The sequence below is a fragment of the Pseudofrankia asymbiotica genome, assembly GCF_001983105.1.
GTDB classification, from domain to species: domain Bacteria; phylum Actinomycetota; class Actinomycetes; order Frankiales; family Frankiaceae; genus Pseudofrankia; species Pseudofrankia asymbiotica.
This window is the reverse complement of record NZ_MOMC01000057.1, coordinates 79,129-90,678: the sequence shown is the minus strand read 5'-3', so window position 1 is coordinate 90,678 and position 11,550 is coordinate 79,129. Positions and strand designations below refer to the sequence as shown.

The window sequence follows — 11,550 nt, the reverse complement described above, 5'->3', positions numbered from 1 at the left end:
ACCTCCACGGCTTCCCATGACAACCCGGACAAACCACCAACATCGAACATCAATGGACAGGTCCAGTCAGAACGCGAGCGTGCCGGAGCCTTGACCAGCCAGGAGGACACAAGCCTGTGTTACTGCCTTTGCTACTGCGGCGTCGAGGTGACCCAGTCTCGTTCGAACATCGCGACTGGTGGCCATCGGCTCGCCTACATAGGCGCGGAAGGAGGTGTTGTCGGGCCGCCGTCGCGCGAAGAACCCGAGCTGTCGGACCTGACTCGCCCCCTTGTGAGGAGACGCGACGGCCAGGCCGAGCCGCTCCCGCCCAACGTCGAGGCCGGCCTGGCGGTCGACCACCATCCGCAGGTAGTCCACCAGCAACTCGACGAAGGCAGGGCTACCCGCGGCGATCGTCGGCGCCCGGCGCACACCGATATAGATCGTGCGCGGCCCCGTTGGACAGTCCCCGAGCACAACAAGGTCATCGACCGGGCACGTCGCACTCTGTTGGAACCGGACCTCACGAGGCCTCACCTCGTTGCCAAGCCCGGACACCGGAACGCCCTGCAACAGTGCCGCCAACAGCACCGCGCCGTACGCGTGCTCCAAGACCGTGCCACCGCCACCAGTGGCGTACGGGCTCGCGAACCCGCCCCTGTTCAACTCCACCCGCACACCCGCACCCTTCAGACTCCACCGCGCTTACGCGGAACTCGAAGCCGCACAATCATCTCGCACCACTGCGACAAGATCGCCAACCTCGAGGCTGCTGGCCCCGCGCGGTTCGGCTTCGCCGTGCGCCTGTGCGCCGAGGAACCGATCTGGTTCGACGAGGCGCCACGCGGGCTCGGCGTCCCGGACGGCCTCGCCAGCCTGCTCATTTCCAGGACCGATCTGACACTCGGCCACCGGGCATCTGGGCCGACGGCTCCGCTGGGTCCGTGGGAAGGGGTATGGCGGGGTGATGGCACGTGCTCAGCTGTGTATGGGCCATCCCGCCTCGGTGCTCGTCCCGGAACGTGGTGTCTCGGCTGGCCGGCTTGGAGCTGGTAGGGGAAGCGAGGGTCCGAGGACTGGAAGCCACCACGCATGCGTTGAGGCCTTTCCTCCTCCCGCTCGGCGTCGAGCAGCGGACCGAGGTAGCTGGTGGCCCAGCGCATCTGAGATCAGATTACTGGCCTCCCAGGCACCCAGTTCCCGATCGGATGGATATTCGAGTCCGCACGTATCGGCCAGCCGACCGCGTTACGCTCGYGAGCTGTAACGTTTCTGCGGCAGCTATTGCGGGGATGCCATGACACCGTCATCCRACGATGAACTGCTGGACCTGGGGAGATGTGCACAGCTGCTCGGCGTTTCGCGATGGTGGTTGTGGCTGCGAGCGCGTACCGGGCTTTTCGTCGCACCGCACAGTAAGAAGGGTGACACCTCATACTGGACCAAGGAAAACGTATATTCGTGGGCGGCGGAGCCGGCCGTCGGTTTGTCCTCGCGTGTTCCCATTCGGTTTTGGCCTTCCGCTCAGAAGCCTGCAACCTACCTGGGCGCGCGACACCTAACCGCGGACGACGCGATCGCACAGGGATGGGAAACGAGCACCGGCGCATTGTTCGTCGTGTGGCCGCTGTCCGGCCAGACCTATCAGCTCAAGGATATCGGCGCGCAGCTTCCCGAAGCGACGAGAATTGCCGTGATGGAATGGGACTTCGGCATCACCGGACCTGGCGTTACGGATATCGGCGGTGACGGCGAGATCGGCTGGCGAAACTTGGTCAAAGCTGTGGGACGGCCGCTCCCCTACTGGCCGATGACGCTCCGGATCCCACAGCTGATGCTGAACTGGACTCCCGACCAGGAACCTGTGATCAGCCCGGCGCGGACCGACCTCGACATCACCCCGCTTCTCCAACTGGCAGCCAGCTACGAGGAGGGCCATCCCGCCGCACGGACCTTGCTGAACCTCGCCCGCATCTGCGCCGACCGCTCGGCGGCCGGCGCACTGACCGACCTTGAAACCCTGGCAACCATGACGAACGCGGACACCGTCGTCGTCGCCGCGCGCCCTATGCTCGTCCCCTCGGCTGACCGCGAGGATCTCGACGTCCACCAGCGGCGAGCGGGATGGCTCGATGTGCTCAGCCGGGAGGACACCCTCGCGAGGCACTGCGTACGGGAACTGAAGAGCTGGGACGGGGGAAGAGATCTGCCGTTCGGACAGATCGAGCGAGCCGATCCGTCCCGGCCGCACGCCGCCGAATGGGCGAACCGGCTCCAGCGTTGCGCCCGCACCGCCGCGTTCGAGATCTTTCATACGCAGGACGGTGACGCCTTCATCGACCCGGAGACCGACGCCCCCGCGCTACGTCGCCGCACCGACGACGGCGAACAAATCTTGCTCGCGAGCCCGCAGCGACTCCCTGCGACGAGCCCGCTCGCGGAACTCGTCCTCGATCAGCCCATCTGGGTCCGGACCACCGACCGAACGCTCTACCCAGCCCCCCAGGACCCGCGCTTCGGGATCACCTGGGGCTACGGCGGTAGCGGCCCAAACTGCCTCGCCAACATGATCGACCGGCTCCTCGACGACATCACAGCCCCGGGCGCCGACCCGTTCAAATCTCCACCGAAGCCCCTCATGGACCTGACTGCACTCAAGCTCCCGCGCGGAACCGTACTGACCCGCGCCCAGCTCGAAGCAGCCCGCGCCGGTAGGTGGCTACCCGAAACCCCCGAAGGCGGAACCGACCAGGACGCGACCTGACCTCGCGATCACTCAGCGTGTTCACCGAACTCGATTCACCTTCGGATCCCGATAGACGGGCCAGCAAGCGCTGCCGCTGATGAGCGCCCCGCGACGCAGGCGATCGCTTGGACAAACACTTGGCTACGCTCGCCGCCCGAGACGATCACGACCAGTCCCATCAGTGGTTCGGAATCCGAACCGTCCCAAGGGACCGATTCGTCGTCCGACGCGCCGGGACGTCGACCGACGCTCCATTTTGATCTTTACACAGGCGCGGGTCGCCTCCGGGCGCTCCGAGCCCAGCGCGACGAGGTCTCGGAGTGCCCGGAGGACATGGTCAGCGTCGGCTCATGAGGATTTGGAAAAACACTCCGCTCAGCCCGCTACCAGCAGCGATCGCGGAGCCAGCCTGAGGCTCGACGAACGCAAGGGCCGTGCCCACCAAGAGGCCACAGCCGCCGACAACCGGACCAAGCCACCACGGAGGCGGGCACCCATCCGAGTCAGGGCTCGGATCTCCGGGTTGGCTCTCATCAAGATGCCGGCAGGGACGATAAGACGATCACCGACCTGGACAGCAGCGCCCTCAGCGAGGAGCGCAGCAGAACCGTGCAGGAGCGACCAGCAGCTCGACATCCGGCCGGGCTCGTGATCGAGGGCCGTTTTGAACTCMCCATCGTGGAGGCGCCCGATGACCGCGCCCGGTGATGATCGAGGTGACCGACGTCGTCTCGTTCGCCTCGCCACCCGGGAGGGTGACGATCTCGGGCGCCAGCCTCCGCACCTTGGATCATCGTTCCTGGCTGGTGATATTGCATGGTCGTGCGGGATTCAGAGGGCCGCCATGTGGCTACCGGTCGACCGACAACGCAATTGGGTGGCCCAAATAGAGGTCGGAACCGAGGCCGCGAGCACAGCCATGGCTGCCATGGCACGCCGCCGGCGTCGGCGGGCGCGCCCGCGCACTTGCTCGGCGAAGTCGGGCCGCACAGACGCGAGAGGCATCTCGCTGAGAAGAGCGCCGAGAGCCCTCAGTTGGAGGATGCCGCTTCAGTGATCGTCCGCACTTGCGGGCGAAGCGACTCGTGCTCCCTCCAGGCCCGGTCCTCGGCCGACTCGCTTCAGTGATCGTCCGTCCTCCCGAGCGGAGCGACATCGCCGCGCTGGATGACTCCGGTTCGCCGATCAAGCTTCAGTGATCGTCCGTCGTCGCGGGCGGAACGACTGCCCTGGGCTTCCGCCCGTGCGGCGGACGACGTTTCGCTTCAGTGATCGTCCGCCCGTGCGGGCAGAGCGACCGGGTTGAACTTGTCGGGCGCATGGCTGGACGAGATCGCGCTTCAGTGATCGYCCGTCCTTGAGGGCGGCGCGACGTGTCGACGCAGCCGGCGAGCAGACCGATCCGCTTGCGTCAGTGATCGTCCCCTGCGAAGACGGTACGACTGGACCAGGGAGACATCGCGGCGCGCATGATCGGGCCGCCTCAGTGATCGTCCGCCCCTGGAGGTGCTGCGACCCGCCGTACAACACGACGCTGCACGTCTACCTCGAGCTTCAGTGATCGTTCGCCCTTGGGGACGGAGCGACCTACCCTATTGACGCTTGCCCGGGCAGATGGAGTTCTGATTCGGTGATCGTCCGTCCTTGGGGACGGAGCGACGCGAACGGCGCGGAGGCGGCCCGGACGAGCCAGTTCCGGCTTCAATGATCGTCCGTCCTTGCGGGCGCGACGGCAGAGCCGCAGCAAACCAAGATCATAAAACCGGACAGGCTCCAGTGATCGTCCACCCTCGGACGGTTCGACGCGATCGCCAACCCGGCCGCCCCGACCGCCGCAGAGATGCTTCAGTGGTTGCCCTCCTCGGGAGGGCGCGATCTGAGTCATCGCGGTGAGCCGTAGGTCCCCTGACCGGCCCTTTAATGATCGTCCATCCTCCGGGACGGTGCGACAGCTCTCATCGATTCTTGCAGGCGGGGCGACCGGAGATCCCCCGGGAGCAGGTGAGCTACTACCTGTCGCTTCAGTGATGGCCGCCCTTGCGGGCGGAGCAACCCGGGGTAAAGCCGTCGAGCGCCAGCCGCACGACCCGGCTTCAGTAATCGTCCGCCTTTGCGGGCGGAGCGACGGGTGGGCCGGCGATGACCACCCTCACCCTGCGTCCGCTTCAATGATCGTCCGCCCTCGCGGGCGTAGCGCCCCCGAATCGGCGACCGCCCACGACGTGTCCGGCGAGCTTCAATGATCGTCCGCCCTTGCGAGCAGAGCGACCCGGACCTTGGACGCCGCCGYGGCTCAGGTGATGGTGCTTCAGTGATCGTCCGTCGTTGCAGACGGAGCGTCCCCGACTCYGCCCGCCCCATGGCATTCTTTTCGACGAGGTGCTAACCCAGCCGCTTCAGTGATCGTCCGTCCCGGTAGACGGGGCGACAGCTCTCTGTGGACGGGGCAGCTGAGCTGCCGAAATGGGAGCCGTTGGGAGCGGCCCCGGCGTGATTGTTCGCGATGCTCTGTTGAGGTCTCAAAGTGCGAGTGAAACGGGGTTGATCTGGGTGCGAGCAGTCCGGTGTGGATACGAGTGATCAGAGCGCTCGCGCCGTCTCCACCGCGAGCCGTGCGTTGGTCATCCTGCCGGTCCGCCGAGCTTCGGCGATCTCCCACTTTGATGAACGGCGCGACCTCCGAGCGTGGTGCGAAGGGCAGGGGGTCCAGCCCACATCAATGATCATCCGTCCCAGAGGGCGGTGCGACATCGTCGTCTTCGGCGGCCGGCCGTCGCGCACGTTCTGGCTTCAGTGATCGTCCGCCCCGGAGGGGGTACGCCGCTTCCAGGCGACCTCGCAGGCCGTCCTGAACATGTCACTTCAGTGATCGCCTGTCTCGAAGGACGATGCGCCATCGCTACCTCCGTCGGAGAGACGGATCGCCAGCCAGCTTCAGTGATCGTCTGTCCTCGCGGGCGGAGCGACGCCGCGACCGTGGCGACCCGGTCATGGATCGCGACGCTTCCCGGAGGACGGTGCGCCAGGGCATTTTCGTTGCCCAACCGGGGCTGTATTACGAGCTTCAGTGATTGCCCGTTCCGGAGGACGGTACGCCCACCGGCGTACGGCGGTCCCGTCGGCCCACGACGTCGGACTTCAGTGATCGTCCGCCCCGGAGGACGGCGCGCTACTGAACAGCCTGATTTGACGCCTGCAGCCAGTCGTTGCTTCAGTGATCATCCGTCTCGGAGGACGGTGGGCTGCCACTCCACGCCGAGCCGCCCATGCTATGGGTGCCGCTTCGGTGATCGTCCGTCCTGGAGGACGGTGCGCCCAACCAATCCCCTCGGGAAATGGGGACGTCTGGATCATACTTCAGTGATCGTCCGTCCTTGATCATACTTCAGTGATCGTCCGTCCTTGCGGACGGAGCGACACGGCGACGATCGTCCGGGGCGTCGGCACCGGAGGCAAGCTTCAGTGGTCATCCGTCCTTGCAGGCGAAGCGACATCGCATCCTTGATCGTCCAAGCGCGTTCGCGCTTCCCGCTTCAGTGATCGTCCGCCCTTGCGGGCGGAGCGACTTGGTGACCGGGGTGACGTGGTCGGCGACCTTCTTGCTTCAGTGATCGTCCGCCCTTGCGGGCGGAGCGACGATTCCCCCGACGGGTACACCGTGCTTGGGAACCGCAGGCTTTAAATGATCGTCCGCCCTTGCGGGCGGAGCGATGCCCGAGACGATGATCCGGATCCCGGGAATACCCTTGCTTCAATGATCGTCCGCCCTTGCGGGCGAAGCGACCGCTCGTCGATGCGATCCCGACCCGGCTGCAGTTCAGGCTTCGGTGATCGTCCGCCCTTGCGGGCGGAGCGACCTTGGACGCGCGGTCCCTCGTACGACACAAGCGCAGTAGCTTCAGTGATCGTCCGCCCTTGCAGGCGGAGCGACAGCTCTTGGAAGACGGGGGCGTTGAGCTGCCGATATGTAGACGGTTGCGAGCGGTCCGCCGGAGAGATCATCTATGGCGCACTATGGAGGTGTCAAAGTACAGGTGCAGGGGGTCTGACCTGCGTCGAGCGGTCCCGCGTGTTGGTTAGTGATCAGAGCACTCGCAACGCGCTCGGTGGACTCTTTGGGATCAAGGTGTCGGACTGGTGGCGAGGTCGGTGGGGGTACGAGCTGGGGGGAGGTCGGCGGGGGCTCCGAAGGAGCCGTAGCCGCCTTGGTCGGTGCGCCGTATGGGGGCGGCGAGGACGCGCTGGATGCCGAGGAGTTCGCGTTGGGGCTGGGTCAGCTTGGTCAGGTTGGGGTGGGCGAGCGGGGACATGATGACGCGGCTGGTCGCGGGGGCGTTCCAGAGAGGCCAGCGGAAGGCGCCTTCTTTCCAGCCAGGGTCGCAGGCGGTGGTGACGAGGGCGGCAGACCGAGCGTCTTGATGGACTGGTTGCCAATCTCGATCAAACGTTCGATGGAAGGAAGGTCGTCGCCGTCGATGTACTCGAGGACAACCTGAAGGTCCTGCGACACGGGCCTATTGTGCACGAGGCTGCTTTTGAGAGAGCCGATCCGTCGGAAAATAGGCGTCAGCGAGCCTCGTTCAGACCAGCCAGGCTCCGACCGGCCGGACCCGACCGTGTAATTGACGAGTTTGCCCTGCTCATCCGCTTTAGTGATGGTTGAGGAGGGCGTCGAGGTCGTCGGCGATGTTCTGGTCGTCGAGTGGTATGGCGTGGGAGTAGTGGCGCAGGGTGGTGGCGGCGTCGCGGTGGCCAAGGCGGGCCTGGGTCTTGAGGATCTTGCCGGTGCCGACAAGGTAGGTGGCGACGCCGTGTCGGAGGCGGTGTAGGGCGGGTCGTTCGACGCCGGCGGCGCGACCGAGGCGGCGGAATCGGTGCGAGAGCACGTCCGCGGTGATGGACGTGCTCCGCTCAGGTGACGCGGTAAAGATCCAATCGGCGGTCGAGGGGCCGACGTGTGCCGTCCAGGTCTCAAAGTGAGCTGTGATCATGTCGGCGGTGGTCTGGCCGAGAGTGAGGCGGCGGGTGCGTTTCGACTTCGTCGGGCCCAGAACTCCGCCGGACAGGCCCCGCTCGATGGTGAGCACCCGGCCGTCCAGATCGCTGCGGCGCAGGCAAGCCAGTTCGCCCCGGCGGGCACCGGAGTCGGCCGCGACCCGGACCAGCAGCAGGTTCTGCTCGGCCGTGAACAGCGCCCGCACCAGCCCGGAGCGGTCCGGGCGTGCACGGACGGCCCGCTCGGCGGCGGCGACCTGGGCCTCCGCGGTCCGTAGAAGCTGGCGGACCTCGTCGAGGGTGTGGTGAAGTCGCGGTACCGGCCTCGGCGGGCCACGCATCCCGGCGAGCGGATTGATAGGCAGCAGTTCTTCGTCGGCTGCCCAGGACACCGCCGAGCGCAGCACCAGCCACCGGCCGGACACCGTCGGCACCGACAGGCGCTCCTGCTGCCAGCGGCGGATCGTCGCCCGCATATAGCCAGGCGTCAGCCCAAATACCCGCCGCCGTGCCAGCCGATCAACTAGCAGCGTGCCGACCACATGCCGATGTGAGGCCAGAGTTGCGGGTCRCCAGTGGTGCGCACCAGCGAGGAAACGCTCCAGCAACTCGCCGACGGTCGTACGGCCCCCGACGGCTGTGACGTCCACGCGGGTGATCCCGACGTCGGCGACCAGCTCCCGCCGTCGCGCCTCGGCRTGTTCGCGGTCGCCGCGGACGGTGAAGGAACGTTGCACGCTGCGGTCTCGGGCTGGGTCGAAGCCGACCACGATCCGGATCTCCCAGACGCCTGGGGAGCGCTCGCGCAGCGAGCCGGTGCCTCGGGGTGCGCGCTGCCTGTCATCCCTATACGGCGCTGCCATCCCTATAGCTATAGGGATGGTTATAGGGATGCGCAACCTGGGCGCACACCGCCGAAGCAGTAAACGCCCAGGTCAGACGGGGTGCGCTCGGAGGGACTCGAACCCCCAACCTTCTGATCCGTAGTCAGATGCTCTATCCGTTGAGCTACGAGCGCGTCCTACGTCCTGCGGTGCCTGCCGCGCCTGGCGGCTGACTGGTAGGAGCTTACAGCACGGACGGGGTGACGATCGAACCGGTATGGCGGGTCGAGGCTCGGCCCGGAGGACGTCGGCCAGGACTGGCCGCCGGTGGCCGGCGGTCGACGACGAGGCCGCAGAGACGAGGCCGGAGATCAGGCCATCGGTCACGTTCGTGGCCACGGTGGCGCAACCCACCCACCCTGCGCGGCGACTCAGGTAGTGATGGCAGTCACACATCTTGCCTCGTCGGAGGTCGCCGTCCGCCGGACTGGACTTGAGAGGGACGGTCCACAGTTGATCGTGGGTTTCGGCCGCGGGCCGACCAGGGATCGGCACAGCGACCGGCGAATGATGCCGATCCAGCACCTCGCGTTCACCGCCGAGACAGGGACAGGAAGCCGACCGCATGGGCATTTCTTGCTTCCGATTTTCGTCCAGCGACAGCATCCGTCCTACGATCATCTATTCGCGGCTGGATGATCCTCGTCGGGATTTCGACGTGGAGACCGCACAAGACGCGAGGGTCCTCGTGGTCACGCGCGGGTCGCCCGGCGAAGCCGTAATATCAGTCACGGTCTGGCGTTTATGCCGACCTCGTGAGCGGGAAGGGAGAAGCGCACATGCCAGATTTGGGCGCTCCGGAATTGATCATTATCGCGGTTGTGGTGCTGGTCCTGTTTGGCTCGAAGAAGCTGCCCGAGGCGGCGCGTTCGCTCGGCCGTTCCATGCGCATCTTCAAGTCCGAGGTCAAGGCCATGGGCGACGAGAGTGGCGCGCACGCCGCTCCGGCTGAGATCGCTCCGGCTGCCGCCATCGCGGCGCCTGCCGCGTCGATGCCCGCCGACAACACCGCCCCGACGGCCAGCGCCACCGCCGCCCACCCCGCCGAGTCCACCGAGGCCGTCGTGGTGACCGAGGTTGCCGTGGCGACCGACAAGGCGGCCAGCGCCAGCTGACACCCGCCTCCCCGACATCCCCCGAGCGGCGGTCGCGGTGAGGCGAGCGCCGACGCCGGACGCGAGAGCCCTTCATGATCTGGTGGGATCCTCGGAGCTGGAGCTCCTAAAATCGCACCGGATCATGAAACGCGGCACGGCAATACCCGGCAAGCCGGAGCCCCCTCCCCCAGCCAGACTCGGCGTGCCGATCAACCTCCAGCGAACGTGATCAGTGGCGGACCGACCGCGGCGAGACGGGCCCCGCGCCTCAGGCCGCACCATCGGTCCGGGCGGCCACCACACCCTGTTCCCAGGGCATCCGCCTTCCCAGGGCATCCGCCTTTCCAGGGCACTCGTCTTCCCGAGGCACCCGCGTTGACGCAGTACCACTGCGGCGGAGAGAACTCCATTGCAGGACAAAGCCTCAGCTGGGCGGTGCCATCCGGCGACAGTCAGGCGACGGCCAGGCGATGGCCAGAAGCGCCAGCCAAGGCGACCACGGTCACGCGCTCGCCGACTGGGGTCTCCTTGACACGCCAGACTGAAACGACGTTCTATTGTGGGCACGTCCCTCCGACCAGACCAGGGAGTGCCCGTGGCCGCCCGGTACACGATCATCTCGGCCGACACCCACGCCGGCGCGAACCATGAGACCTACCGCGAGTACCTCGACCCGGCGTTCAAGGAGGACTTCGACGCCTGGCGCGGCAAGTACAAGAACCCGTGGAAGGACCTCCGCGACACCGACCTGCGGGTCCGTAACTGGGATGACGAGCGGCGCGATCGCGACCAGCTCTCCCAGGGCGTCGTCGGCGAGGTCATCTTCCCGAACACGGTGCCGCCGTTCTACCCGGGCTTCGTACTGTTCGCCGGCCCGCCGACCGCCGAGGAATACCGCCACCGCCGCGCCGGCATCCACGCGCACAACCGGTGGCTCGCGGATTTCTGCGCCCGCAAGCCGGCGCAGCGCGCCGGCGTCGGACAGTTCTTCCTGAACGACATCGACGACGCCATCGAGGACATCACCTGGATCAAGGAGCACGGCCTGCGCGGCGGCGTGCTGCTGCCGAACGTCGCGCCCGACGTGAAGTGGGTGAAGCCGCTCTACGACCCGGAGTACGACCGGCTGTGGGCGACGATCCAGGACCTCGAGATCCCGCTCAACCTGCACGGCGGCACCGGCTCGCCCAACTACGGCCGTTACCCGGCCACGCCCGCGCTCATGATCAGCGAGGTGGGCTTCTACGGCATGCGGCCGTTCGTCCACCTGCTGCTCGCCGGCATGTTCGAGAAGTTCCCGCGGCTGAAGTTCGTCATCACCGAGTCGTCGGCCGCCGCCATCCCGCCGCTGCTCAAGCAGCTCGACGGGGTGCTCGAGAGCATCCGCGGCGGCGCGATCGGTGAGCTCAAGTACCGCAAGGAGGACGCGATCCCGCGCTCGGCGACCGAGTACTGGCGGCAGAACTGCTGGTCGGGCGCGAGCTTCCCCCGTCCCGCCGACATCGCCGCCCGCGACGTGGTCGGGCATGACCGGTTCATGTGGGGCAGTGACTACCCGCATGACGAGGGCACGTCGCCGTTCACCCTGGAAGCCATCCGTCAGGTGCTGCACCACCTGCCCGAGACCGAGCTGCGTGACATCCTGGCCGGCAACGCCGCGAGGCTCTACGACTTCGACCTCGACGCCCTCGCCCCGCTGGCCGCCCAGTACGGCCCGACGGTCGAGGAGGTAGCCGCGCCCCTCGACGCCCTCCCCGAGAACGCGAACAAGGCCCTCCGTGACGCCCAGGCCCAACTGATCGCCGCCTAACCCACGGCCGCCCCGAGCCGACGATCGCCCACCCCG

At 66.9% G+C, this 11,550-nt stretch carries 5 protein-coding genes, 1 tRNA gene, 1 pseudogene and 1 CRISPR repeat array; of the genes and pseudogenes, 3 read left to right on the top strand and 4 right to left on the bottom strand.

Annotated elements, in window-relative coordinates; all coding sequences use genetic code 11:
* Window positions 1-66 precede the first annotated feature (66 nt).
* On the bottom strand, window positions 67-660 hold the full coding sequence (locus BL253_RS27225; protein ID WP_076820149.1) for a hypothetical protein: 594 nt from the start codon (window positions 658-660) through the stop codon (window positions 67-69).
* Between the two features lie 619 nt (window positions 661-1,279).
* Here BL253_RS27225 and BL253_RS27220 point away from each other — a divergent pair.
* Complete coding sequence (locus BL253_RS27220; protein ID WP_131831585.1) at window positions 1,280-2,746, top strand: helix-turn-helix transcriptional regulator; 1,467 nt, start codon at window positions 1,280-1,282, stop codon at window positions 2,744-2,746.
* A gap of 3,371 nt (window positions 2,747-6,117) precedes the next feature.
* Window positions 6,118-6,658: a CRISPR direct-repeat array (repeat unit 28 nt; unit sequence TGATCGTCCGCCCTTGCGGGCGGAGCGA).
* A gap of 191 nt (window positions 6,659-6,849) precedes the next feature.
* Here BL253_RS27220 and BL253_RS41900 read toward each other — a convergent pair.
* From BL253_RS41900 to BL253_RS27205, 3 genes and pseudogenes are all read right to left on the bottom strand, one after another.
* Window positions 6,850-7,125 (bottom strand): annotated as a pseudogene (locus tag BL253_RS41900) (type I-G CRISPR-associated protein, Cas3-extension family); the annotation flags it as partial.
* Between the two features lie 252 nt (window positions 7,126-7,377).
* The gene (locus BL253_RS27210) at window positions 7,378-8,586 is read right to left on the bottom strand and encodes a tyrosine-type recombinase/integrase (protein WP_081438741.1); all 1,209 of its coding nucleotides are present in this window, start codon (window positions 8,584-8,586) and stop codon (window positions 7,378-7,380) included.
* Between the two features lie 82 nt (window positions 8,587-8,668).
* A tRNA-Arg gene (locus tag BL253_RS27205) sits at window positions 8,669-8,741 on the bottom strand.
* A 645-nt stretch (window positions 8,742-9,386) separates the two neighbouring features.
* Between BL253_RS27205 and tatA the strand changes: the two genes are divergently transcribed.
* Together tatA and BL253_RS27195 are read left to right on the top strand one after the other, a co-directional pair.
* Window positions 9,387-9,722: a Sec-independent protein translocase subunit TatA gene (tatA, locus tag BL253_RS27200; protein WP_076820145.1), complete on the top strand. Its 336-nt coding sequence runs from the start codon at window positions 9,387-9,389 to the stop codon at window positions 9,720-9,722.
* Window positions 9,723-10,299: 577 nt separating this feature from the next.
* Window positions 10,300-11,514 (top strand): amidohydrolase family protein, encoded by a 1,215-nt coding sequence (locus BL253_RS27195; RefSeq protein WP_076820144.1) that lies wholly within the window; start codon window positions 10,300-10,302, stop codon window positions 11,512-11,514.
* The last annotated feature ends 36 nt before the right edge of the window (window positions 11,515-11,550 follow it).